Source organism: Nocardioides sp. NPDC047086, from assembly GCF_040643685.1.
Classification (GTDB): domain Bacteria; phylum Actinomycetota; class Actinomycetes; order Propionibacteriales; family Nocardioidaceae; genus Nocardioides.
This window is the reverse complement of record NZ_JBEYUV010000001.1, coordinates 136,902-160,426: the sequence shown is the minus strand read 5'-3', so window position 1 is coordinate 160,426 and position 23,525 is coordinate 136,902. Positions and strand designations below refer to the sequence as shown.

23 protein-coding genes and 1 tRNA gene are annotated in these 23,525 nt (G+C 70.3%); 12 read left to right on the top strand and 12 right to left on the bottom strand.

What is annotated here, in order from left to right; translation table 11 throughout:
* Positions 1-15 precede the first annotated feature (15 nt).
* From ABZ796_RS00840 to ABZ796_RS00830, 3 genes are read right to left on the bottom strand one after another with little or no spacing between them, the layout of a single operon-like run.
* Positions 16-969: a sugar kinase gene (locus ABZ796_RS00840; RefSeq protein ID WP_357333775.1), complete on the bottom strand. Its 954-nt coding sequence runs from the start codon at positions 967-969 to the stop codon at positions 16-18.
* The gene (locus tag ABZ796_RS00835) at positions 966-1,709 is read right to left on the bottom strand and encodes a fumarylacetoacetate hydrolase family protein (protein WP_357333773.1); all 744 of its coding nucleotides are present in this window, start codon (positions 1,707-1,709) and stop codon (positions 966-968) included. Before ABZ796_RS00835 ends, ABZ796_RS00840 begins: the two co-directional genes overlap by 4 nt.
* Positions 1,706-3,016: an MFS transporter gene (locus ABZ796_RS00830; protein WP_357333771.1), complete on the bottom strand. Its 1,311-nt coding sequence runs from the start codon at positions 3,014-3,016 to the stop codon at positions 1,706-1,708. Before ABZ796_RS00830 ends, ABZ796_RS00835 begins: the two co-directional genes overlap by 4 nt.
* Before the next feature lie 135 nt (positions 3,017-3,151).
* Here ABZ796_RS00830 and ABZ796_RS00825 point away from each other — a divergent pair, with 135 nt between their 5' ends.
* Positions 3,152-3,943, top strand: coding sequence for an IclR family transcriptional regulator (locus tag ABZ796_RS00825; RefSeq protein ID WP_357333769.1), 792 nt, complete (start codon positions 3,152-3,154; stop codon positions 3,941-3,943).
* Here the strand turns inward: ABZ796_RS00825 and ABZ796_RS00820 are convergent.
* Positions 3,921-4,751, bottom strand: a complete 831-nt coding sequence (locus ABZ796_RS00820) for an alpha/beta hydrolase (protein ID WP_357333766.1) — start codon at positions 4,749-4,751, stop codon at positions 3,921-3,923. The two genes, ABZ796_RS00825 and ABZ796_RS00820, sit on opposite strands and share 23 nt — an antisense overlap.
* 16 nt (positions 4,752-4,767) lie before the next feature.
* Here ABZ796_RS00820 and ABZ796_RS00815 point away from each other — a divergent pair, with 16 nt between their 5' ends.
* The 3 genes from ABZ796_RS00815 (at position 4,768) to ABZ796_RS00805 (ending at position 6,076) form a co-directional block, all read left to right on the top strand.
* The gene (locus ABZ796_RS00815; protein WP_357333764.1) at positions 4,768-5,346 is read left to right on the top strand and encodes a PadR family transcriptional regulator; all 579 of its coding nucleotides are present in this window, start codon (positions 4,768-4,770) and stop codon (positions 5,344-5,346) included.
* Between the two features lie 127 nt (positions 5,347-5,473).
* Positions 5,474-5,659, top strand: a complete 186-nt coding sequence (locus ABZ796_RS00810; protein WP_357333762.1) for a helix-turn-helix domain-containing protein — start codon at positions 5,474-5,476, stop codon at positions 5,657-5,659.
* 27 nt (positions 5,660-5,686) lie between these two features.
* On the top strand, positions 5,687-6,076 hold the full coding sequence (locus tag ABZ796_RS00805) for a hypothetical protein (RefSeq protein ID WP_357333760.1): 390 nt from the start codon (positions 5,687-5,689) through the stop codon (positions 6,074-6,076).
* A 6-nt stretch (positions 6,077-6,082) separates the two neighbouring features.
* Here the strand turns inward: ABZ796_RS00805 and ABZ796_RS00800 are convergent, their stop codons facing one another.
* The 6 genes from ABZ796_RS00800 to ABZ796_RS00775 form a co-directional block, all read right to left on the bottom strand.
* Positions 6,083-6,940, bottom strand: coding sequence for an alpha/beta hydrolase (locus ABZ796_RS00800; protein WP_357333758.1), 858 nt, complete (start codon positions 6,938-6,940; stop codon positions 6,083-6,085).
* A gap of 69 nt (positions 6,941-7,009) precedes the next feature.
* A complete protein-coding gene (locus ABZ796_RS00795) occupies positions 7,010-7,543 on the bottom strand; it encodes a helix-turn-helix domain-containing protein (RefSeq protein WP_357333756.1) in 534 nt (177 codons plus the stop codon).
* 79 nt (positions 7,544-7,622) lie between these two features.
* On the bottom strand, positions 7,623-8,816 hold the full coding sequence (locus ABZ796_RS00790) for a cytochrome P450 (RefSeq protein ID WP_357333754.1): 1,194 nt from the start codon (positions 8,814-8,816) through the stop codon (positions 7,623-7,625).
* 24 nt (positions 8,817-8,840) lie between these two features.
* Positions 8,841-9,302 (bottom strand): cupin domain-containing protein, encoded by a 462-nt coding sequence (locus ABZ796_RS00785; RefSeq protein WP_357333752.1) that lies wholly within the window; start codon positions 9,300-9,302, stop codon positions 8,841-8,843.
* A gap of 66 nt (positions 9,303-9,368) precedes the next feature.
* Positions 9,369-11,921, bottom strand: coding sequence for a LuxR C-terminal-related transcriptional regulator (locus ABZ796_RS00780; RefSeq protein ID WP_357333750.1), 2,553 nt, complete (start codon positions 11,919-11,921; stop codon positions 9,369-9,371).
* A 107-nt stretch (positions 11,922-12,028) separates the two neighbouring features.
* Complete coding sequence (locus ABZ796_RS00775; protein WP_357333748.1) at positions 12,029-13,144, bottom strand: oxygenase MpaB family protein; 1,116 nt, start codon at positions 13,142-13,144, stop codon at positions 12,029-12,031.
* Between the two features lie 69 nt (positions 13,145-13,213).
* On the opposite strand from ABZ796_RS00775, the gene ABZ796_RS00770 reads away from it, so the two are divergent.
* Positions 13,214-13,867 (top strand): helix-turn-helix domain-containing protein, encoded by a 654-nt coding sequence (locus ABZ796_RS00770; protein WP_357333746.1) that lies wholly within the window; start codon positions 13,214-13,216, stop codon positions 13,865-13,867.
* Here the strand turns inward: ABZ796_RS00770 and ABZ796_RS00765 are convergent.
* Both ABZ796_RS00765 and ABZ796_RS00760 read right to left on the bottom strand, forming a co-directional pair.
* Entirely contained in the window at positions 13,864-14,235 is a 372-nt protein-coding gene (locus tag ABZ796_RS00765) for a DoxX family protein (protein ID WP_357333744.1), read from the bottom strand. The genes ABZ796_RS00770 and ABZ796_RS00765 overlap by 4 nt on opposite strands.
* 135 nt (positions 14,236-14,370) lie before the next feature.
* Positions 14,371-14,457, bottom strand: a tRNA-Leu gene (locus ABZ796_RS00760).
* A gap of 244 nt (positions 14,458-14,701) precedes the next feature.
* Between ABZ796_RS00760 and ABZ796_RS00755 the strand changes: the two genes are divergently transcribed.
* The 7 genes from ABZ796_RS00755 to pknB are packed head-to-tail and all read left to right on the top strand — an operon-like array spanning position 14,702 to position 23,474.
* The gene (locus tag ABZ796_RS00755) at positions 14,702-15,409 is read left to right on the top strand and encodes a DUF3662 and FHA domain-containing protein (protein ID WP_357333742.1); all 708 of its coding nucleotides are present in this window, start codon (positions 14,702-14,704) and stop codon (positions 15,407-15,409) included.
* Entirely contained in the window at positions 15,406-15,888 is a 483-nt protein-coding gene (locus ABZ796_RS00750) for an FHA domain-containing protein (protein WP_141802030.1), read from the top strand. The genes ABZ796_RS00755 and ABZ796_RS00750 overlap by 4 nt, the downstream gene beginning before the upstream one ends.
* Entirely contained in the window at positions 15,885-17,219 is a 1,335-nt protein-coding gene (locus tag ABZ796_RS00745; RefSeq protein ID WP_357333740.1) for a protein phosphatase 2C domain-containing protein, read from the top strand. Before ABZ796_RS00750 ends, ABZ796_RS00745 begins: the two co-directional genes overlap by 4 nt.
* 13 nt (positions 17,220-17,232) lie before the next feature.
* Positions 17,233-18,666, top strand: coding sequence for an FtsW/RodA/SpoVE family cell cycle protein (locus ABZ796_RS00740; protein WP_357333738.1), 1,434 nt, complete (start codon positions 17,233-17,235; stop codon positions 18,664-18,666).
* On the top strand, positions 18,663-20,129 hold the full coding sequence (locus ABZ796_RS00735; RefSeq protein ID WP_357333736.1) for a penicillin-binding protein 2: 1,467 nt from the start codon (positions 18,663-18,665) through the stop codon (positions 20,127-20,129). Before ABZ796_RS00740 ends, ABZ796_RS00735 begins: the two co-directional genes overlap by 4 nt.
* Complete coding sequence (locus ABZ796_RS00730) at positions 20,126-21,676, top strand: serine/threonine protein kinase (protein ID WP_357333734.1); 1,551 nt, start codon at positions 20,126-20,128, stop codon at positions 21,674-21,676. The genes ABZ796_RS00735 and ABZ796_RS00730 overlap by 4 nt, the downstream gene beginning before the upstream one ends.
* Positions 21,669-23,474, top strand: a complete 1,806-nt coding sequence (gene pknB / locus ABZ796_RS00725; protein WP_357333732.1) for a Stk1 family PASTA domain-containing Ser/Thr kinase — start codon at positions 21,669-21,671, stop codon at positions 23,472-23,474. The genes ABZ796_RS00730 and pknB overlap by 8 nt, the downstream gene beginning before the upstream one ends.
* The last annotated feature ends 51 nt before the right edge of the window (positions 23,475-23,525 follow it).

Below are 23,525 nucleotides of genomic sequence, written 5' to 3'. Positions count from 1 at the left end.
CTTTCGTCGAAGTCATCACGCAGGGACCGAGCTGCTCGCGAGGAAGCGCTCCAGCCACGCCCGATCCGGCAGTCCGTCCTTGTCACCGGCCGAGGTCGTGGCCAGCGCCCCGACGGCCGCGGCCCGCTCGAGCGCCGACCCGATCCCCAGCCCGTCCAGGTGGCCGCTGATCAGCCCGGCGGCGAACCCGTCGCCGGCACCGACCGTATCCACCGCCTCGACCTGGAACGCCGATTGCCGGAGGGTGCCTTCCGGCCCGAAGGCGACGGCCCCGTCGCAGCCGTTCTTGACGACGACCCGCGTCGCCCCGGCGGCCAGATAGTGCTCGGCGATGCGCTCGGGTTCGCGGTGGCCGGTCAGTACCCGCCCCTCCTCCACCCCGGGCAGCACCCAGTCGGCGAGGGCCGCGACCTCGTTCACGACGGCGACCATCTCCGGCTCGCTCGCCCACAGGGCCGGCCGGAGGTTCGGGTCGAACGACACGCTCGCGCCGCCCGCCCGGGCCGCGGCCACCGCCTGGAACGCGAAGTCTCGTGCCGTCTCGGAGATCGCCAGCGGGATGCCGGTCAGGTGGAGGTGACGGGCCGAGGAGACGTACGCCTCCATCGGCTCGCTCCACGCCAGCCGGCTGCCCGCCGACCCGCGCCGGAAGTAGACCACCTCGGGATCGCCGCCGTCGGCCCGCGACTTCAGCTGGAAGCCGGTCGGCGCGGCGTGGTCGACCTCGACCCGGGTCAGGTCGATCCCGCAGCTGTCGAGCTCCTCCTCGATGAACAGGCCGAGCGGGTCGTCCCCGAGGCGCCCGATCCAGCCGGACCGATGGCCCAGTCGGGCCAGCCCGGTCGCTACGTTGGTCTCGGCCCCGGCGGTCGCCCGGACGAACGTCGCCGCCCGGTGCAGGGGCCCGCTCTCCTGGGCGACGAACATCGCCATCGCCTCACCGAAGGTGACCACGTCGACGCCGGTCATGCGGCACCTCTCTCTGTGTGCTGCGCGCTCACGCTCTCGACCACCGGATTGACCAGCTCCCCGATGCCCGCGACGCTCGCGGTGACCTGCTGTCCCGGCCGGATCGGCAGGCTGGTCCCCGGGGCGCCGGTCAGGATCACGTCGCCCGGACCGAGCGGGAGGAAGCCGCTGACCCACTCGACGACCTCGGCGACGCTGCGGGCCAGCCGGTCCGTGCCCACCGGCGGCGCTGTCGCGTCGTCCACCTCGAGACCGACGCTCTCGTGAGCAGGATCGAGGTCGGTCTCGATCCAGGGCCCGAGCGGGGTGAACCCGCGCTGTCCCTTGGCCTGCGTCCACAGCGGGTCCTGGGCCTGCAGGTCGCGCCCGGTGACGTCGTTGGCGACCGTGTAGCCCAGCACGGAGCCCGAGCCTCCGATCACGACCGCGAGCTCGGCCTCCGCGTGGACCAGGCCGAGGTCGGCCGACACCGGCACGGGATCACCGGGACCGATCACGGACCGGGCCGGCTTGAGGAACGCCTGCGGCGGCAGCAGCCGGTCGCCCGGCCCGGTGTTGTGCGCCATCCCGACCACCGTGCGCGGTTCGACGGGGGCCAGCAGCCGAGCCTCGGCAACGGCCACCCACCAGTCCAGGCGGCGGATCTCGTCGGCGTACAGGTCCTCGATCAGCCGGTAGCCGTCGGCCTCGACCACCGCGTGGTCGATCCCGCCAGGATGCTCGATGCGGGCGATCCTCATCGAGCGGTCTCCGCAGCGGGCTCCGGCACAGACTCCGCGGCCGGCGCCTTGACCAGCAGCATCACCACGGCGGCCAGCGCCAGGCAGCCCGCCATCAGCAGGAACGACGCGTCGGTGCTCCCGGTCGTGCCGTTCAGCCATCCGACGAGGTAGCTGCCGGCGAACCCGCCGAGCGCACCGAAGGAGTTGATCAGCGCGATCGCCGCGCCGGCCACGTTGCGCGGCAGGAACTCGGGGATCTGCGCGAAGTAGGGCCCGTACGGCGCGTACATCGCACCGCCGGCCACGGCGAGCAGAACGAAGGAGAGCCAGAACTGGTCGGGGCCGAGCAGGTAGGACCCGTAGAACGCCACCGCACCGACCAGCAGCCACGGCCACACGAACCGGCCGCGCGTCCCAGCACGGTCCGAGGCGCGACTGTTGACGACCATCAGGATGACGGCGAGGACGTACGGGATCCCCGAGATGAGCCCGGACATCCCGATGCCCTCACCCGAGGCCGCCTTCACGATCGAGGGCAGCCAGAAGACGAAGCCGTAGACGCCGACGCTCCACAGGAAGTACTGCAGCGAGAGCAGGATGACGTTGCGCGACCGGAACGCCTCACCGTAGCCCTTGACCGGCGTCAGCGCGCGCTGCTCCTGGTCGAGCTGCTGGATGACGGCGTCACGCTCGGGGGCGTTGAGCCACTTCGCCTGCTGGGGGTGGTCGCTGACCATCGCCCGGAAGACGAACGCCCAGGCGATCGCGGGCAGGCCCTCGATGATGAACATCCACCGCCAGTCGGTGGCCTCGATGAGGAAGCCGGACACGACCGTCAGCCACAGCACGGTGACCGGGTTGCCGAGGATCAGGAAGGTGTTGGCACGGCCGCGCTCGCGGCTGGTGAACCAGTGGCTGAGGAAGATCACCATCGCCGGCAGCACCGCCGCCTCGACGACACCGATCAGGAAGCGTACGACGATCAGCGCGGTCGCCGAGCTGAGCAGTCCCTGCACCGAGGCGAGCACGCCCCAGGCGAGGAGGCTCCAGAAGATCAGGGAGCGGACGCTGCGCCGCTCGGCGTAGATGGCCCCCGGGATCTGGAAGGCGAAGTAGCCGAGGAAGAACGCCGCGCCGATCAGCGCGGACACCGCGGGCGTGATCGCGAGGTCCTCGGCCATCCCGCCGGCGATGCCGATGGAGAAGTTGGAGCGGTCGAGGTAGGCGAGGCTGTAGGTGATGAAGACGATCGGCAGCAGGCGCGCCCAGCGCTGCGTACCGATCGCCGTCGCGCCGGATTCGGCGCGCAGGTCGGAGGTGGTCATCGGGGTCCTTTCGCTCCACTCCCGCGTGGCGGAAGTCACTTTCACCATGCGAGTGTGGCGGCGGCCACATCGACCCGTCAACGCATTCCTTCCATCTTTCAGATATCGCTTCCACGATATGGAAGAATGCCGTTCATGGACGACACGACCGACGCCGGAGCCAAGCGCGACATGGTCGGCAAGGCGCTGCTCCTGCTGGACCACCTCAGCGCCTACCCCTCCGGCGTACCGCTCTCGACACTCAGTCGCGAGACCGGCTTCCCGCTCAGCACCTGCCACCGGCTCGCGGCGGCGCTGATCCGCGACGGCTTCGCGACCTTCGACGAGGACAGCAAGCGCTACGCCCTCGGGCTCAAGGTCTTCTCCCTGGCCCAGTACGTCGCCCATCGCCGCGGCTTCGCCGGCTCGGCGCTGCCGGCACTGGAGGAGCTCACCCAGCAGACCCGCGAGACGTCGCTGATGTCGGTCCGCTCGGCCCACAACCAGCTCTACGTCCACCACGTCCAGGGACCTCAGCAGGTCAGCGTGATCGGCACCCCGGGCGGCCTCGGCCCGCTGCACTGCACCTCGATGGGCAAGGTTCTGGTGGCGTACGCCCCCGACGCCGAGCGGAAGGAGCTGGTCGACGACCTGGATCTGGTCGCGATGACGCCCCGCACGATCTCCGACCGCGCCGCCTTCGCGGAGATGATCGACCAGGTGCGCGAGCAGGGGTACGCCGTCGCGGACGAGGAGCACGAGATCGGCATCCGAGCGCTCGGTGTCCCCGTCCTCAGCCCGGACGGTCACGCCGTCGCCGCAGTCTCGATCGCCGCTCCGTCCTACCGGATGGAGATGGCCCGGATGGTCGAGCTGCTCCCGCACCTCCAGGCTGCCGCCGAGCAGCTCTCGATCGTCCTGCCGATCACCTCGTCGCGTACGCGATGACCTGCTGACCGAGCGGCGAGAGCCGGCCCTCCTCGACGACCAACTCCCAGCCATGGCCTGCCTCGGCGGGCAGGAACTCCGAGGACGTGGCCTGCGCCAGCGCCTGGGCGGCGTCGGCCTCCTCGGCACCGTCGGTGTCCTCGGCGATCGCGATCAGACCGGGCGTCCGGATCGTGTCGGCGACGGAGGAAAGGTCGACGCCGGCCCACGTCGACGGCCCCGACAGGTCGACCCAGCCGTCGACCTCCACTCCGGCAGCGACGGCTCGTACGGTCTGACTACCTCCCATCGAGGCGCCGACCAGCACGACCGGCACCTCCGACCACCGCTTCTCGACCTCGCTCAACGCGGCCCGCACCTGCGGAACCGGGTCGTCGAGATCCTTGGTCCCGCAGTCGGCGGAGCCGTAGCCGCACTGGTCGAACGAGAGGCCGGCGACACCCTCGAGAGCCGCCAGGATCGCGAAGTCACCCCAGCCGCAGCGGTCTCCGTCGGTCTGGTGAAGCATCACCAGCACCGCCGACGGATCGCGGCCGTCCGGCGGGGAGAAACGGATGGCCGGCAGCTCGAGGTCCTTGCCGGCGACCTGGATCGGCTCCACCCCGGCGTCGGTCTCCGGCAGAAAACAGCCGCGGAGCTCACCTTCGACGTACGGGCCGTCCGTCGGCAGCGCGGGGCCCGACACCTTCGCCGGGCTGGGCTCGCCATCCCCGTCGGCACCGCTGTCGGCACCGTTCTCCGCGCCGCACCCGGCCACTACCAGGCCGAGGATCACCGCCCCGGCCGCTACGCCCCTCACGCTCCGCATATGTCAATATTGACATATGAGCGATTCCGGGGCGACCACTTCCAACCTCGGCTTCGCGATCCTCGGCCTGCTCGCGCGGCGCGCGAGCACGGGCTACGAGGTCGCGCAGCGGATGCGTCAGCCGATCGGCTACTTCTGGACCGCCCGCCACTCCCAGATCTACCCGGAGCTGAACCGTCTCGACGCCGCCGGGCTGGTCGAGCACGAGGTCATCGACGGAGCCGGTCCCCGGCCGACGAAGCGGTATCGGACGACCCGGGCCGGCCAGGACGCGCTGGCCGCCTGGGTCGTCGGAGAGCTCGAGCCGCAGCCCGTCCGGGACCTGGAGGTCCTCCGGCTGTGGTCCCTCTGGACCGTCGAGCCCGACGCCGCCGACGACCTGGTCGGGAGGCTCGAAGCCGCCCACCGGAGCGTCCTCGACCGCTATCTCGACGAGCTGGCCGAGATCGCCGAGGAGCCGGGGGCCCGCGATCCCTCGAACCCGCTGTTCGCCAGCCGGATCACGCTCGAGGGCGGCATCCGGTCACGACGTACGTCCTTGGAGTGGTGCGCGTGGATGCGCGCGGAGCTCGCCGCTGCTGGGCGACCCGGGTAGCCGGGGCGGCTCCGCGCGAACCACAGCCACTCAGGCCGAGACCGTACGCAGCGCGATGATCGCGACCGAGACGACGGCGAAGACCGCGGCCGGAGCGATCTAGGTGTCCCGCACGCGGACGTGCGCGATGACGGCCCCGAGGAAGTACAGCAACGTGCCGATCGCGGCCGCCCAGGCCGTGTTCCAGCGCGACGGGATCCACGCGCCCCTCGACCACGTCGCGGCTGAGGCCGGCGTCGGCTCCGGCACCCTCTACCGCCACTTCCCCGACCGGGTCGAGCTCTGGAAGTCCGTCCTCACCGAGCCCCTGTAGGCCCATCTCGCCACCGCTCGGGCGGCGTTGTCGGCCGAGGACCCGTGGGATGGCCTGGTCGCGTACCTCACCTCCAGCTGCGAGCTGGAGGCCGCCGCCTCGGGCTACGTCAACCTGATGTCCACCCACTTCGAGGGTGGCTCCGAGCTCGCCGTCCTGCGCACGGAGATCCAGCAGACCATCGAGGCTGTGGTGCGGCGGGCGGTGGACTCGGGCGCGGTCCGCTCCGACCTCGTCCCCGAGGTGACCGGAGCCACCGCCCCCGAGGCCTGGCGGCGCAACCTGGCCTTCTACCTCGACGCGTTCCGCCCCGAGGGCGCCCACCCGATCGACGTCCCGCCGCTCACCCCGCGCCAGATCCTGCTCAGCCTGCTGGTCCCGAGCGCCCGGTCACGACGTCGTGGCCGGGCGACCTGAGGGGAATCAGCCGGCGGCCGGGTGGTGCTTCTGGACGAAGCCGAGCGCGGTCTCGGCGACCTCGCGCCAGCCGCTGTCGATGGTCAGGGAGTGGCCACGGCCCGGGATCTCGACGAACTCGGTGACGGCGTGGGCGTTGTGCGCGTGCTTCTTGTACGCCGCGTGGGTGATCGCGTGCGGCACGGTGTGGTCCTTCTCCCCGGAGATGAGCATGATCGGCCCGCGGTCCTCGGCCTTGAAGTCGACCTTGGTCTCGCTGAACGGGTTCAGGTTGGCGACCGCGGCCTGGAAGATGGGGACCCCGGAGGCGGCGACATGGAACTCGTCGTACAGTTGCCGGGACTCCTCCTCGGTGAGGGCGTTCGCCCAGCCGTACCGGAACTCCTCGAAGGTCAGCGTGACCGACCGCCGGGCGTTGGCCGGGTTCCCGAGCACCGGCGATCCGGCCTTGAGCGCCGACGGCGGCAGCGGGAGCACGCCTCGGCCCGGTGCCGGGTCGATCGAGACCGTCGCGACCGAGGCACCCGTGCCGGCGATCTTCTGGGCGATCAGCCCACCGAAGGAGTGTCCGACGACGGCCGGCTTGGCGGTCAGCGCGCCGATCGCCTCCAGGTAGTGGTCGGTGACGGCCTGGACCATCTTGTGGGCGAACACCTCGGGCCGCTCGCGTGCTTCCTCGACGGTCTCGGGATCGTCGGGCCAGCCCGGAGCGATCGTCGCGTAGCCGTTCTCCTCGAAGAGGGCACGCCAGCGGTCCCAGCTGCTGGACAGGAGCCAGAGACCGTGCACGAACGCGACGACGGGCCGTCCGTCCGCGTTGGCTCGCTCGATCTCGTCGTTTTCCCGGGAGGTGAGGGTGGACATGGTGGTGCTCCCTTCGGAGAAGTCGGCCACGTGGCCGTACCTGAAACGCTAGCCGCGCCCGACCGGTGTTCACCCAGGAATCGTCAGGAACCGCTCCAGCAGACGGCGCTCCTGCGCCTCGTCGTCGCCGGGGTCGGTGAGGAACGAGAGGATGATGCGCAGGACCCAGTCGGCGAGGTCAGGGTCTTCTGCGTCGGCGGCGAGATAGGTCTGCGCGGTCCCGCGGATGATCGGGGAGTCGCGGAGCACCTCGCGGAGGAGGGTGCTGTCACCGGCGTACCACGCGGCGAGGTGGGGGCGCTCGCGCACAGCCGCGAGGCAGGCGAGGACGGACTCGACGACGCGGCCGCGGGGCTCGGTCACGTCGGCCGCGACCTGAGCGACCTCCTTCGTGATCAGCCGCGCCTCGCGATGGGCGAAGGCGTGGATCAGGGCCTGCCGGTTCTCGAAGTAGCGATAGAGCGTCGCCCGCGAGCACCCGGCCGCGCGGGCGACCTCGTCCATGCCCGGCTTGTCGACACCACGCTCCATGAAGAGCGCGCCCGCGGCGTCGAGGATCCGCTCGGCGGCGAGCTCGGTCCGCTCCGCCTCCAACCAGCTCATGCGATCGCCTCCGTAGCGCGAGCGCAAGAATACGGAAGCGATCGCATGAGGGATGGGATTGTCGCTCGCTGACGCTCGCTCATCCGGTCACCTCGACGCGGAGACTGACGGGCCTGCGTACGTAGCTCCCCGGCGCCCACGCCAGGGAGCCGTGGTCGACGGTGAAGGACGGCATCCGGGTGAGTATCTCGGTGAGCGTCACCCGGCCCATCATCCGGGCGGCTGCGGCGCCGAGGCAGTGATGCGCCCCGTGGGCGAAGGTCAGGATCTGGCGAGGGTTGCGCGTGACGTCGAGCTCCTCGGCGTCGGCACCGAAGGCGCGGGGGTCGCGGTTGGCCGCTGCGTAGCAGAGCAGCACCTTCTTCCCGGCGGGGATGGTGACGTCGTGGAGCGTGACGTCGCGGGTGGTGGTCCGGGCGAGCCCCTGCACGGGCGAGGTGAGCCGCAGCAGCTCCTCGACGGCGGCCGGGACGTCGTCGAGGGCGAGCGCGCGCTGGTCGGGTCGGTCCGCCAGCAGCGGCAGGCCGCCGCCCAGAAGCCCGGTCGTCGTGTCGTTCCCGCCCGCGACCATCGTGAAGGCGAAGGCGAGCACCCGGAGCAGACCGACGTCGTCGTCGGCCTCTCCGGCGGCGACGAGATGGGAGACGGTGTCGTCACCGGGCTCCCGTCGGCGCAGCTCGATCAGCTCGGCGAAGTAGCCCATGAGCTCGGCGGCGGCACCGGCTCCGATGCTCTCGTCCTGCGCCGCGTTGGCCGTCACGATCGCGTCGGTCCACCCGTCGAAGCGACCCCAGTCGGCTTCGGGAACCCCGAGATAGTGGGCCACGACCATGCTCGGCAGCGGCTTGAACAGCTCCTCGACGATGTCGCCACCGCCCGCTGCCCGGATCCGCTCGACCCGCTCCACGACGAACTGGGTGACCCGGGGAGTCACGTCTTCGACCTGCTTCGGCGTGAACCCGCGGTTCACCAGCTTCCGGAACGCCGTGTGGGCCGGCGGGTCGGTCATCACCATCGGCGGGTTGTCGGCCAGGCCGATCCGCTCGAGCTCGTCATGAGCGGTCGTCAGGCCGCCGACCGAGCTGAACGTCTCGTGGTCACGGACCGCCGTGTAGACGTCGTCGTGCCTGGTCAGGACCCAGTAGTCGCCCCGAGCGACGTGGTGGACCGGCGCGTGCTCGCGCAGCGCGGCGTACATCGGCCACGGGTCGACCCAGGAGGGTCCGGTCGGAGGGACGTACGCGGCGACCGGATGAGACACATCACTTGTCATGTCTCACACAATCAACATGGTTGGCTAGTTTGTCAATGGCTGTGTTCCTGCCAGCGCGACGCCGTGGCGTTCGGTGACCGACAGGATCGCGGCCATCGAGTCGGCTGCCGGGAGGTCCGCGGGGACGGAGGCCGCGAAGTCGGCGAAGAACTTGCCGGCGCCGTCACCGGTGGTGATCGCGAGGGCCCGGGCCGAGTCGCCGACGACCTCGAAGGTGGCTGGGATGCCGGCAGGGAAGACGACCAGTCCGCCGGCCTCGACGTCGTAGGACGTACCGTCGACGTACGCCGTGATGCGGCCCTCGAGCAGGTACAGCACCCCGCTCCACGGCGAGACGTGCGGCGGCGACATCGGGGCGGCGGGTGCGATCACCTCGAAGACCTCGAAGGCCCCCTGGGCGTCCTTGACGGCCGCCTTCGCGATGTGGTCGCCGTCGACCATCGGGGTGTGCCGGCCCTCGTCGGGCCGGACATAGGTGGTGCTCATGGCTCCTCCTTCGGTTGGGTGCTTGTCAGCATCCGCCGCCGGAGCCGGGGTGGTGCGAGTAGTGGGCTACTCGACTCCGAGAGGGTCCGCCAGGGCGGCGCGTTCGGAGACGCCCAGCTTGTGGCCGGCCCGGTAGAGGTGCCCCTCGACCGTGCGCACCGACAGGGTCAGCCGCGCCGCGATGTCCTTGTTCGACAACCCTCGGGCGGCCAGGACGGCGATCTCGCGCTCGCGCGGAGTCAGCGGCAGCGGCCAGGCGGCGACCATCAGCGCCGGGGTGCGGGCACCTGACCTCTCGGCCAGCTTCGCCGCGGTGGCCGCCGCGGTCATGCCCGACCCCTGCCGCCCCGCGCGGCGCTGCACGTCGGCGGCCTGCGCCGCCGCGTCGCCCGCGGCGACCAGATCACCGAGCCGGGCCCACGCATGGGCCACCCGGAGAAGGGCGTCGCCGTCCTCCTCCGCCCACGCCCGGGCATGAGCCAGGGCCGCGTCGGCGCGAGGGCCCAGCCCGGCGAGCGGCGTGAGCCGGTGGACCGGCGCCACGGTCGTGTCGCCGAACTGGACCGCGGTCTGCCAGGCAAGGACCTCGTACGCGGGCGAACCCGCCTCGCGAGCCAGATCAGCCGTGGCGACAGCGTGCCCGATCGCCTCCGTCCTCCACCCCTCGGCCGCCGCACCCCACGCCAGCGCCAGCCGGTCATCAGGCAGATGGAGCCGGTACGCCGGATGGTGCCCGGCCGCGACGCCGGCCAGCAGCGGCGCGGCGTCCTCCGGCCGACCGGCCTGCGCCAGGGCGGTCGCCAGCAACGTACGGCACCGGAACCCGAACTCGTGCCCCGAACCCTCCAGACCGGCCCAGGCCTCGCGCAAGGAGAGCAGCGCGTCACGTATCCGACCCTGGGCGAGGGCGGCGTGACCTGCGACGACGAGTCCCATGAGCCGGGCCGGCCCGGGGAGATCGGCTGATGCCGCTCGCATCCTCCGGGCCAGGTCCGCGCCTCGGTCGGGGGTGCCGGCGAGACGGTGCCCGAGCACCTGGAAGTCGGCGAGCCCGAAGCCGGGGATGACGGTCGGCACCCGGTCGGCGGTCAGCCCACCCACGACGGCGGCCTCGTCGAGGAGCTCGTGCTCGCCGGTGACGGCGGCCGCCGCGGATGCCGCGGTGGCGACCAGGATGGCGGCCAGATCGTCGGGAAGCTCGCTCCGCAGCAGCTGCGGCGCACGGGCGAGTACGGTCGAGGTCTTGCCGTCCACCAGACCCAGGACGAGCGACATGGCCGCGACGTGAGCCGGGGCGGCTCCGGTTGCCCGCGCCGCGGCCAGCGCCTGATGGGCCTCGGCGGGCCGGGCCATCGTGAAGAGCAGGTTGCCGGCGCGATGGAGCTGCACCATCGCGAGCACGCCCGGGTCGGACGTGGTGGCGACGATGTCCTCGTGGATCGCCTCGGCCTCCTCGCCACGGCTGAGCCAGGAGAGCGCGGCGCCGTGCACGACCCTGGCCGCGAGGTCCCCGGTGGCCGCGGCCGCCCGCGCGAGCCGCTCGGCCAGCGGGAGGTCATACATCCGGGTCGCGGCCTCGGCGGCCCGCAGGAACAGCGCCGGCTCCGCTGGCAGGTCGGAGTCGAGGGTCAGTACGGCCCGGGGGATCGGATCCGGCTCCGGGTCCAGGGTCTGTGCCACCCGGCCGCGGAGGCGGCGGGCGCGCAGCGTGCCCATCGCGGCGCGGCGTACCTCGCCGTAGAGGGGGTGCGCCAGGCGGGCGACCAGGCCGTCCGTCTGCACCAGCCCGCGGTCCTCCGCCTCCTCGACGTCGGTCCCTGAGGTCAGCGCGGACAGCGTCGGGACCGTGACCGGCTCCACCAGGGCGACCAGGTCGACGACGTCTCGCACCCCGGCCGCGAGGTCCCCCATCTCCCGCTCCAGGAGGCCGGCGAGCTCGGGGGAGATCGCCGGCTCGCTGGTCCAGCGCCAGATCCCGGACGCCACGGTGAACCGTCCCGCTGCCAGCTCCCCGGCCAGCAGGTGCCGCAGGAACAGCGGACTGCCCTCGGTCATCGTCCACAGCCGATGAGCGGAGTCGGTGTCGACCGGACCGCCGAGGACCCGGGCGATCAGCCGGGTGCTCTCCTCGGCGGCCAAAGGCGCCAGGTCCAGGCGCGGGAGGTGCTCGTCCTTCCACAGCGAGGTCACGACGTCGGGAGCGGGCTCCCCGGTGCGGAGCGTGATCAGGACCGGAGCCATCCGCCGGGCCACCACCCGGTGGACCACGATCGCGGAGTGCTCGTCGAGCAGCTGAGCATCGTCGACCATCAGCACCCTCGGCAGCTGCCGGGTGATCTGGTCGAGCGCCCGGCCGATGGTCTCGGCGGCCTCGCCGGGCGGGACGTCGAGCAGACCGGCGAACGCACCCAGCGGGAACGGTCGGGCGGCCGAGCTCCCCTGGGCGTACACGACCGGTCCCCCGTGACCGGCCGCGGCCGCCAACGCCTCGCGGGCGAGCCGGGTTTTCCCCACCCCCGCCGGACCCGCAACGATGACGCCCGCCGCACCGGGCCGGATCGCCGCCGCGACCCTCCGCAGCTCCTCGTCCCGGCCGGTCAGCGGCCACGGCCGCTCCATGGCGTCAGGCTAGCCACCCGGTTCGGTGGGCGCATCACTCAAAATGCGCATCAACCGCGCAGGGCGCTCCGCCACCCCCTGCGCAGCGGAGCGCCCTGCCGACTCTTCTAGGACGCGCGTCCGACGCGGGCTGCCGCGTGCACGTCCATCGAGCCGATGTGCTGCTGGGACTCCAGGAGGCCCTCGTCGCTGGGGCTCTCGCCCTTGTCGAAGACCCGCACCCGCTGCTTGGCCCGCAGGTCGGGGTGCGCGGCGCCGGGGTGGTCGAAGCCGAAGTGGGCCTGTGCCTCGCGGACCTCCCAGACCCGGTCGCTCACCGGCGGGATGCCGAGGATGGCCGGGGCCGCGACCGGCGTGGCCTGCGGCGCGAGCAGGCCGAACAGCACGAGCCGGGCGTTGAAGGAGCGGAAGAGGAGGCCGTGGAGGAGCTTGTTCGGGAGGCGCACCGCCGCATCGAGGAGCGGCCCCTGGCGGAGGTTGGCCATCTCCCGCATGTAGCGGGGGTACGTCGAGATGACCCCCTTGCTCATCACCCACATCGTCGGCGCGAGGAGCGTCTTCTGCCACGCCGGCATCGCCGGCGGCAGCGCGACCTTCAGCGGGATGATGAAGTGGATCATGTCCTGGGCCGCCTCGGACGCGGCCAGGTGCGGGCGCCAGTCCTCGAAGTACTGGTGCACCTCGTCACGGCTGGCGGGCACGGTGGCGGGATCGATCGTCTGCAGCTTCGCGATCTCACGGCACTCCGCCCAGAACCGGTTCTCCTCGTCCTCAGAGAGGCGTCCCGGACCGAACATCTCGTAGCACTTGAGGATCGAATGCCACGCCGTCATGTGGATCCACAGCTGCGAGGACGGCTTGTTGGCGTCGTACTCACCACCCGTCACCGGGTCGTGGCCGATCGCCTTGGAGTGCACCTTGACCAGCACGTCGGCGGCCCGGCAGGTCTGCTCGGCGCCGGCGAACAGCTGCATGGCGAAGTAACGCAGCGTACGGCCGTAGCGGGTCGAGGGCCGGTACTTCACGCCCCCGGACTGGACCACGGCGGCGGCGAGGTTGGGGTCGAAGTGCTCGATCGTGACGGAACGAGCGAAGCCCAGGACGTACGAGGTCGGGTGGCTCCACACCTTCCACGCCACCGAGTCCGGCCCGAGGAACCCGTAGTCGGCCATGGGCTCGTACTGCTTCATCAGCTGCTGGCGAGTCTTGACACCGAACACCATCGTGCTTCTCCTCTTTGCTACACCACTGTAGGTTCAGCTTAATCTACACCTCTGTAATATTGTGTCCAGGTGACCCCCGACACACCGCCACGGGCAAAACGCCGCTACGCACCACGGCTCCCGGTCGAGCAGCGACGCGAGCATCTGCTGGACGCAGCGCTGCGGGTGATCGCGCGCGACGGCTACGAGTCGGTCTCCATCGAGGCGATCGCCCAGGAGGCCGAGGTCACCCGCCCGGTCGTCTACAGCGCGTACGACGGCCTCGAGCCGCTCCTCCATGCCCTGCTCGACCGCACCCAGCGCCGCGCCCTCGCCTCCGCCGTCCGCCTGATGCCCCAGCCCGGCGGCGACCAGGCCGTCGCCGACTGGGCGCTCGAGGCGTACGCCGCTCTGCTGGACATCGTGCGCAAGGAGCCCGACGTGTGGCGCCCCGTGCTCGGCCTGACCCGCAACGCCCCGGCCGTCGTACGCGACCGCATCGACGCGACCCGGGAGCTGATCCGCGGCTACCTCGCCGATGCCTTCCAGGAAGGTCTCGAGCGGCACGGTGCCACCGGAGATGACAGCAAGGAGGTCGATGTCGACCTCCTTGCCCACCTGACGCTGGTCACCGCCGAGGAGTTCGCCCGGCTGACCCTCGAGGACCCGGATCGCTACGACAAGGACCGCCTGATGGCGACCATCGAGATCCTGATGTCCTCGTTCACCGACCCCGGCCGCTAGAACGGCTCGATCGCGAAGCGCCCCCAGGCGACGAAGACCATCGCCGCCAGGAACACCAGGTCGCCGAGCAGCTCCTTGTACTCGGCCCGCCGGATCCGCTCCGTGATCGCGCCGGCCATGTAGAGCGCCATGCACGATGCCGCGACCGGCACCAGCACCGGCGCCACGCCGACCAGCCCCGGCAGGACCAGCCCGATGCCACCGAGGACCTCCACGACGCCCATGAACCGCACGTTGCCGGGCGTGAAGTCCTCGGGCCAGTGCAGCTTCGCGGCGTACTTCTCATAGGGCATCGTCAGCTTGACGATGCCGCCGGCGATGTAGCCGAACGCGAATACGCCGGCGACAACCCACAGCGCGATGTTCATGATGTCTCCCTGTTGTCAGATGATCTCGATGTTCCTCACCCTCCGACGGGGCACCGGGCCGATCTGTGACATCGAGGCAGAGGTCGCGTCACCTGAAACGCCGAAGGCCCCGGTCATCGACCGGGGCCTTCGTGGTGGTGCGCGAGGGGGGAGTTGAACCCCCACGTCCTTTCGGACACACGGACCTGAACCGTGCGCGTCTGCCTATTCCGCCACTCGCGCGTGCAGCAGAGGAAACGTTAGCCCACAGGCGCCCGCCGACCCAAAACGACGGCACCCCGCCCGCCTTGGCGCTGGTGGTCACCGGATCGTGGGAGGATCGAAACCACGCAGAATGCGGGAAGTGGCAGATCCCCTAGGGTGCACCGATACGATCGGGCCGAATCCCGGGGACCACTGTGCCCGTACGCGACTGACCATCAACCCCGACCGGCCCACCCCCGGCACCTGAGAGGAGCGCAACAACGTGAGCGGCCTGCAGAAGTTCGAGCAGAAGCTGGAGCAGCTCATCTCAGGCGCTTTCGCCAAGGCGTTCCGGTCCGAGGTGAAGTCGGTGGAGATCGTCGCCGCGCTCCAGCGCGAGATCGACAACAACGCCCAGGTGCTCAGCCGCCAGCGGCGCCTGGTCCCCAACGACTTCTTCGTGGAGCTGTCCGCCAGCGACCTGAGCAAGCTGGAGTCCTACGGACCCCACCTCAAGGAAGAGCTGAAGCGCCAGCTGATGGACCACGCCGAGGCGCAGGGGTTCGTCTTCCCGGGCCGCGTGAGCATCGAGTTCGGCGAGGCGAAGGACCTGACGATCGGCCGGTTCCGGGTGCGCAGCCGCGCCCAGGCGGCGGTCTCGGGCGCAGACATGAGCGACACCCAGGTGAGCCGCGCGCAGGCCTACCTGGAGATCAACGGCACCCGGCACCCGCTCCACGGCAACCTCGTCGTGGGACGTGGGACGGACGCCGACCTGCGCATCAACGACCCGGGCATCAGCCGCCGCCACATCGAGTTCCGCTCGAAGCAGGCCGGCGACCGTGTGCGCGTCGAGGTCTATGACCTCGGCTCGACCAACGGCATGCTGGTCAACGGGCAGAAGATGGCGAGTGCCACCTTGGACGACGGCTCTCAGGTGCGCATCGGCACCACCGTCATCACCGCGCACATCGTGGAGGAGCGCAGTTGAGCGAGTTGACCCTGTTCCTGATCAGGGTCGCCTATCTGGCGATCCTGTGGATCTTCGTGCTGGCCGCGTTGTCGGTGATCCGCTCCGACATGTTCGGCGCGCGGGTCACCAACGCCTCGGCCGGCGGTCAGCCCGCGGCCCCGCCTGCTCGCGGCAAGGCTGCCGCGGCGAGGGCCCCGCGGCGCGGCGTACCCACGCATGTGGCGGTCACCACCGGCTCCAACGCCGGGGTGACCGTGCCGCTCTCGCAGGCCCCCATCGTCATCGGCCGCGGCAGCGATGCCGCGATCATCCTCGACGACGACTACGCCTCCACCCGCCACGCCCGGATCGCCGTCTCCGGCGACCAGTGGTTCGTGGAGGACCTCGGATCGACCAATGGCACCTACATCGGGTCCGTCCGGATCAATCAGCCGACCGCCATCTCTCTCGGGACCCAGGTGCGGATCGGTAAAACAATCCTGGAGCTGCGCAAGTGACCGCTGCGACCGACCCCACGCCCGACCCCGCTGCTAGCCCCGGCGCTGCCGACGGACGACCCTTCCGCCTCGAGTTCGCGGCGGTCTCGGACGTCGGCCGGGTCCGCAAGGACAACCAGGACAGCGGGTACGCCGGCCCCTGGCTGCTGACGGTCTGCGACGGTGTCGGCGGCGCTGCCCGCGGCGACATCGCCTCCAGCACCGCCGTCCAGCAGTTGCGCAAGCTCGACGAGGAGCCGGCCCTCGGGCTGGTCGACGACGACCTGATCGGCCTGGTCTCGCACGCGCTGCACATGGCCCACGACGAGATCGGCCATCTGGTCGACCACGACCCGACGCTCAACGGCACCAGCACGACCTCGACCGTCGGCCTCTTCGACGGCTCCAAGCTGACCGTCGGCCACGTGGGCGACAGCCGCGCCTATCTGCTCCGCAACGGCGCGATCCACCAGGTCACCCACGACCACACCTTCGTGCAGACGCTTCTCGACGAGGGGAGGATCACGGAGGAGGAGGCCAAGACCCACCCCCACCGCAACCTGATCCTCAAGGCCCTCGACGGCACCCGGGAGCTCGAGCCCGACCTGTTCATCGTCGATCTCGCCGCCGGCGACCGGCTGATGTTCTGCAGCGACGGTGTCTGCGGCTATGTCGACGACCCGCGGATCGCCGACATCCTGGCCACCGGCACGCCCGAGTACGCAGCCGTCGAGCTGGTCCGGGTCTCCCTCGACTCCGGCAGCACCGACAACGTGACCTGCGTGGTCGCCGACGTGGTGCCCAGCGACACCATCCCGTCCCCGGGTCTCGAGGCCCAGATGGTGGGTGCGGCGGCCGAGCTCAAGCGGAGGACCACCAAGACCGGCCAGATGACCGCCCTGTTCCGCGGTCACCGGATGGGCGACACCGGCGAGCTGGACCCGATCGACGAAGAGATCCCCGACGGTGCGATCGCCTCCGACCCGGAGGAGATGCGCTACGCCCTCCAGGCGCCGGCCAAGTATCTGAAGCTCCGCTGGGCGTTCGGTCTGATGGCCGTCCTCGGTGTCGTCTGGATCGCGGTCGCGACCGCGTTCGTCTGGTCGCAGAACCAGTGGTACATCGGCGAGCAGGACGGCAACGTCACCATCTTCCGTGGCGTACCCACCACGATGATCGGCCTCGACCTCTCCGAGCCCTACCAGACCTCGAACCTGAAGGTCGCCGACCTGGCCGAGACCTACCAGAACCAGCTCGAGGACGGCATCCACAGCAAGGACCTGGCCGGCGCCCAGGAGAAGGTGCAGTCGCTGGCCGACCAGAGCGCCGCCGACGCGGGAAGCGGGTCATGAGCGAGGTGGCGGCATGAGTGGTTTCACTCCGGCGAGCTCCATGCCCGTCTTCGTCCACCGGTCACGCCGGGGGGCGGAGCTGGTCCTGCTGATCCTGGCCCTCGCGGTCGGGATCGGGGCGTACGCCGCGGTCGGCCTCGGGGTGCAGGAGAAGATCCCGGTCGACATCGTCGGCTACGGCACCTGGCTGGTCGCGCTCCTGGTGGCGGCCCACATCGGCGTACGCCTCCTGGCTCCGTACGCCGACCCCGTGCTGCTTCCGCTGGTGGCGATGCTCAACGGCTTCGGTCTGGCCGTCATCCACCGGCTCGACCTGGCCGCGGGGGCGAGCGAGTCCGACGCCTTCGCCCGCCAGCAGCTGATCTGGATGACGATCGGCGTGGTGCTGTTCCTGATCACGCTCTTCGTCGTGCCCGACCACCGGACGCTGCAGCGGTTCACCTACACCGCCGGCCTCGGCGCGGTGGTCATGCTGATCCTGCCGATGCTCCCGATCATCGGTAAGCAGATCAACGGCGCACGGATCTGGATCAACCTCGGGCCGGTCAGCTTCCAGCCCGGTGAGGTCGCCAAGGTGCTGCTGGTGATCTGCTTCGCCGGCTATCTGGCGGTCCACCGCGACGCGCTCGCCCTGGCCGGGCGCCGCTTCGCCGGCATCGACCTGCCGCGCGGCCGCGACCTCGGCCCGCTGCTGATGATGTGGGTGATCAGCCTCGCGATCCTGGTGCTGCAGCGCGACCTCGGCTCCAGCCTGCTCTTCTACGGCCTCTTCGTGGTGACGCTCTACGTCGCGACCGAGCGCAAGGGCTGGATCGTCGTCGGTGGACTGCTCTTCGCGGGCGGTGTCTTCGCCGCGCTGAGTCTCTTCAGCCACGTACGCGTCCGGGTGTTCACCTGGCTCGACCCGTTCAAGTACTACCCCGTAGGCGATGATGGCGTGACCTCCTCGGGCCAGCTCGTCGAGGGCCTCTTCGGGATGAGCTGGGGCGGCATGATCGGGCGCGGCTTCGGTTCGGGCGAACCGTGGCGGATCCCCTACGCCAACTCCGACTTCATCATCCCGGCGATCGGCGAGGAACTGGGCCTGACCGCGCTGCTGGCCCTGCTGCTCTGCTACGGCCTGATCGTCGAGCGCGGCCTGCGTACCGCGATCGTGGCCCGCGACGACTTCGGCAAGCTGCTCTCCGTCGGTCTGGCCACCTCGGTCGCGCTGCAGACCTTCGTGGTCGTCGGCGGCGTGACCGGGCTCATCCCCCTGACCGGTCTGACCACACCGTTCCTCTCGTATGGTGGATCCTCGCTGGTCGCCAACTGGGTGATCGTGGCCCTGCTGTTGCGCGTCTCGGACCAGTCCCGCCGTCCACTGCCGACGGCACCGTCCGATGAAGATCTCGCTGCCGAGGAGACCCAGATCGTCAAGCTCGACAAAGGGGCGATGACCAAGTGAACCGCCCCATCCGGACGTTGAGCGTCGGCTGCCTGATCCTGTTCGTGGCGCTGATGCTGAACCTGACGTACGTCCAGTTCTTCAAGGCCAGCTGGTACAACGACCGAGCCGACAACCGCCGGGTCACCGAGGAGGCCTACTCCCAGCAGCGCGGCGACATCCTGGTCGGCAAGAAGGCGATCGCCACCAGCAAGCCGAGCGACGACAAGTACGAGTGGCAGCGCACCTACCCGGGCGGCAAGAAGTACGCCCCGATCACGGGTTTCATGTCCTACTCCTACGGCCAGACCGGGATCGAGCGCTCCCAGGACTCGGTGCTGTCGGGCCAGGACAACAAGCTCTTCACCAACCGCCTGGTCGACCTGGTCACCAACTCCGAGCCGGCCGGCGGCAACGTCGAGCTCACCATCGACTCGAAGGTCCAGGACGCTGCGTACGAGGGCCTGACCGCGCTCGGTGAGGACGTCCAGGCGGCGACGGTCGCGATCGAGCCGAAGACCGGCCGGATCCTGGCGATGGCCTCCACCCCGACCTTCAACCCCGACAAGCTGGCGACCCACGACTTCGGGTCCGCGAAGAAGTCCTACGACCAGCTCGCCAAGGACGACAACGAGCCGCTGCTCAACCGCTCCATCCAGACCGCGCTGCCGCCGGGATCGACCTTCAAGCTGGTCACCGCCGCGGCCGCGATCGAGAACCTCGGCATGGACGGCGACAGCAAGGTCTATGGCGGCGCCTCGCTCGACCTGCCCGGCACCGACACCGACCTGCCCAACCTCAACGGCACCAGCTGCGGAGGCGAGGAGATCACCCTCACCCGCGCTCTCGAGGTCTCGTGCAACACCGCGTTCGGTTCGCTCGGTATGGAGCTCTCCGACGAGGAGATGCAGGACCAGGCCGAGGCGTTCGGGTTCGGCCAGGACTACCTGGACGACATCGGCCCGTTGGCCGTCAGCCAGTACCCGGACAACGACGGCAAGGCCGAGCAGGCCCGCGCCGCGATCGGTCAGCAGAGCGTGATCGCGACCCCGCTGCAGATGGCGATGGTCTCGGCAGGCATCGCGAACGGTGGCGAGGTCATGAAGCCTTACCTCGTCGACCGGGTCACCTCCTCGTCCCTCGACGTCATCGACCAGGGCAACCCGACCACTATCGACAACCAGCCCGCGGTCTCGCAGGACACCGCCGAGATCCTGACCCAGATGATGGTCAGCACCGTCGACAACGGTACCGCCGAGGCGGCCGCGATCGACGGGGTGAGCGTCGCCGGCAAGACCGGCACCGCACAGAGCACCAAGGAACGTGCGCCGTACGCCTGGTTCACCTCGTTCGCCCCGGCGGAGAACCCGTCCATCGCGGTTGCCGTGATGGTCCAGAAGAGTGGGACCGAGCGCAGCGAGATCGCCGGCGGACGGCTGGGCGGCCCAATCGCGAAGGCCATGATGGAGGCAGCGATCTCATGAGTCGTTACGTATTCCACGAGCTCATCGGCACCGGCGGGATGGGCGAGGTGTGGCGGGCGACCGACACGACCCTCAACCGCGAGGTCGCGATCAAGCTCCTCAAGCCCGAGCACGCCGAGGACCCGATCGGCCGGTCCCGTTTCGAGTCCGAGGCGAAGCATGCAGCGGCGCTCCACCACCCCAACGTGGTGGCCGTCTACGACGTCGGCGAGATGCCGACCGCCTCCGGCCTGATGCGGCCGTTCCTGGTGATGGAGCTCGTCGACCACAAGCCGCTCTCCGAGCTGCTCCGTGACGGTCGTCCCCTCGCCCCCGAGGTCGTCCGCGACCTGCTCGGTCAGGCCGGCGACGCCTTGGCCGCGGCCCACCGCGCCGGCATCGTCCACCGCGACGTGAAGCCCGCCAACCTGCTGGTCACCCCGCAGCGCAAGGTCAAGGTCACCGACTTCGGCATCGCCCGTGCCCAGGCGTCGACCGGCATCACCGGCACCGGCCAGGTGATGGGCACGCCTCAGTACCTCAGCCCCGAGCAGGCGCGTGGCGAGAAGGCCACGCCGGCCTCCGACGTCTACTCCCTCGGTGTGGTCGCCTTCGAGTGCCTGGCCGGCTACCGGCCGTTCCAGAAGGAGACCCCGGTCGCGACCGCGATCGCCCACCTCCACGACCCGGTCCCACCGCTGCCCGACCACGTCCCGGCCGATCTGGCGGCGATCGTGATGCGGAGCCTGCAGAAGGACCCCACCCTCCGCTACGCCGACGCGGCCGCATTCACGAGCGCGATGATCGGCCACGGCGCCGCCGACGCGGACGCCGATGCCACCACCGTCGTCGCTGCGGCGCCCGGCGACGCGACCGCGACGTCGGTCATGGACCCGGTGCCCTCGCCTTCGTCCACCCAGAACTTCGTCGGCATGCAGGGCGGCGCCGGCGGTCCCGACGGTCCGCCGCCGCCTCGCTACCAGGACCCCTACGACCGTTACGACGAGGACGACGAGCAGAAGCCCTGGTACAAGAAGCCGTTCAACATCGTCGTGATCCTGATGCTCGTGGCCGTGATCATCGCGGTCATCTGGATCATCTCGACCCTCGCCGGGGATCCGAAGACTCCGGCCAACGACACGTCCACTACCCCTTCGGCCTCCGCGAAGCCCACTCCGTCTGAGGAGCCCGAGGAGGAGCCGAAGGCCGTCGAGATCGACGAGGACGACTACGTCGGCCGCAACGTCGACGAGGTGCGCTCCGAGCTGAGCGACCTCGGTCTGAAGGTCAAGGTGGCGGTCCAGGACAACGACGGCAGCTACGAGCCCGACACCGTCTCCGGCCTCGACCCGACCCGCAACCTCTACGAGGGCGACCCGATCACCATCCGCTACTACGGCGAGCGCCCCGTGGTCGAGCAGCCTCCCGCCGAGGAGCCCGACGAGGAAGAGAGCGACGAGGAGGAGCCGACCGACGGAGATTCCTCCGACGGCTGGGTCTTCCCTGACCTCCCCGGCGACGAGAACACCCCCGGCAACGGGAACGGCAACGGGGTAGGCAATGGCTGAGGGAGCCCTCCTGGCCGGTCGCTACGAGGTCGGTGAGCTGCTCGGCCGCGGCGGCATGGCGGAGGTCCGCAAGGGCACCGACCACCGGCTCGGCCGCGTGGTCGCGATCAAGCGCTTGCGGGTCGATCTTGCCAGCGATGCGACCTTCCAGGCGCGCTTCCGGCGCGAGGCGCAGTCCTCGGCCAAGCTCAACCACCCCTCGATCGTGTCGGTCTACGACACCGGCGAGGAGAAGTCCGACGACGGCGTCGCCCAGCCCTACATCGTGATGGAGTACGTCGCCGGCCGCACGCTGCGCGACGTACTCCGTGAGGGTCGCAAGATCCTGCCCGAGCGGGCGCTGGAGATCAGCTCCGACGTACTCAACGCGCTCGACTACAGCCACCGCAACGGGATCATCCACCGCGACATCAAGCCGGGCAACGTCATGCTGACGCCGGCCGGCGACGTGAAGGTGATGGACTTCGGCATCGCCCGGGCGCTCAACGACGCCCAGTCCACGATGACGCAGACCGCGGCCGTCGTCGGCACCGCGCAGTACCTGAGCCCCGAGCAGGCCCGCGGCGAGCAGGTCGACGCCCGCTCCGACGTCTACTCGGCCGGCTGCCTCCTCTACGAGCTGCTCACCGGCCGTCCGCCGTTCGTGGGCGACTCACCGGTCTCGGTGGCTTATCAGCACGTACGCGAGCAGGCCCAGCCTCCGTCGGCCCATGACCCGACGCTGACCCGTGAGCTCGACGCGATCGTGATGAAGTCGCTCGCCAAGCGGGTCGAGGATCGTTACCAGTCCGCGCAGGCGATGCGCACCGACATCGAGCGCTACCTCGCCGGACGACCGGTCCAGGCGACCGTGCCGCCGAGCATGGACCAGACCCAGGTCGCCCAGAACCGTGCGGTCGGCCCCTACGGCGACCCCACCAACGGTGGCTACTACCCGCCCCAGGACGACCGCTCCGAGGGCCCGCGCCCGTGGGTGCTCATCCTGCTCGGTCTGGTCATCGTCGGCCTCATCGGGTTGGGCGCCTACTTCCTGCCTGCTGCCCTCGGCCCGCAGACCACGCCGGCCCCTGACGTGACCGGCCTGACCCAGGAGAAGGCGATGGCCGAGCTGAGCACGGCCAAGCTGAAGGGTGCGGTCGAGAGGGAGTCGAGCGACACGGTCGCGGTCGGCGTGGTGATCTCCCAGGACCCGTCCGCAGGGCAGGACGTCGAGGAGGGCAGCACCGTCACCCTGACAGTCTCTACCGGTCCACCGAACCGCGAGATGCCCAACGTCGTCGGCTCGCCACAGAAGACGGCCAAGGAGCTGCTCGAGGGCGATCCCTACAACTTCACGGTGAAGATCGAGACGGTCGAGTCCGACAAGGACAAGGGCATCGTGATCGAGTCCGACCCGAGCGACGGCGAGAGCGTCACCACCGGCAAGGCCACCGTCGTCACCCTCACCGTCTCCAAGGGCCCGAACAAGGTCCCCAACGTCGTCGGCAAGACGGCAGAGCAGGCCGAGGAGATCCTCCGCAACGCCGGCTTCACGCCGGTCCGCAAGGACGAGCCCAACACCGACAAGCCCAAGGGCACCGTCGTCGAGCAGACGCCGACCAAGGGCACGCCGCTCGCACAGGACGGCCAGGTGATCATCTTCGTCTCGACGAAGGAGGAGGCCCTGCCGAGCTGTCAGACCCTCGTGCCCGGCACCGACCCGGCCAACCCGTCGGCCTCGGCCACCCAGACGGCCGAGCCCGGTGACCCGCCGACGTGTGACCCGGCGCTCCCGCCGAGCAGCCCGGCAGTGCCCTGACCCACGCTGGTCGAGCTCGCGAGCGCCAGCGAGCGGTGTCGAGACCAACAC